Origin of the sequence: Flavobacterium tructae (genome assembly GCF_002217475.1) — a bacterium.
In the GTDB taxonomy this organism is placed as follows: Bacteria; Bacteroidota; Bacteroidia; order Flavobacteriales; family Flavobacteriaceae; genus Flavobacterium; species Flavobacterium tructae.
The window spans coordinates 1-551 of record NZ_MUHH01000005.1 but is presented as its reverse complement, the minus strand read 5'-3'; the positions used below and the strand labels follow the sequence as shown (position 1 = coordinate 551).

The 551-nt window shown below is 32.8% G+C and carries 1 protein-coding gene; it reads right to left on the bottom strand.

Annotated elements, in window-relative coordinates:
• Positions 1 to 551 (bottom strand): AMP-binding protein (locus B0A80_RS01645; protein ID WP_133063717.1); only part of this gene is annotated, 551 nt, incomplete at both ends.

Sequence of the window (551 nt, the reverse complement as noted above, 5' to 3'; positions counted from 1 at the left end):
TCTAATGCCGAATCTAAAATGTAGATCTGCGTGTTGGCAATAGGCTTACCAATTGGGATACTACTATGTGTTATTTTATCAATATTGTATACAGCTGAAAATGTAGTATTCTCCGTAGGGCCATAACCATTGATAATATGAAGGTCAGGGTAAATCTCTATTAACTTATTTGTATAATTAAACATGACTATATCCCCACCTACTAATAAATATCTCAGGCATTCAAATACTGATATATCATTTTCTGTTATCTGATGAAACCACGAAGCTGTCATCCATAATGTGTTCACTCCATTATCTGCGATGAGTTGTTTTAATTTATCCGTACTTAATAAAGTATCTGTATCAACTAGTACTAATTGGCCTCCATTTAATAATGTACCAAAAAATTCAATGGTAGTGGCATCAAAAGAAATAGATCCCGTTGGAAGCCAAACTGTATCTGAATTTAAAACTATGTAATCACAGTTTTTGCATAAATTAATAATGTTACCGTGTGTAATGGTTACCCCTTTAGGATTACCTGTTGTTCCCGATGTATACATAACATA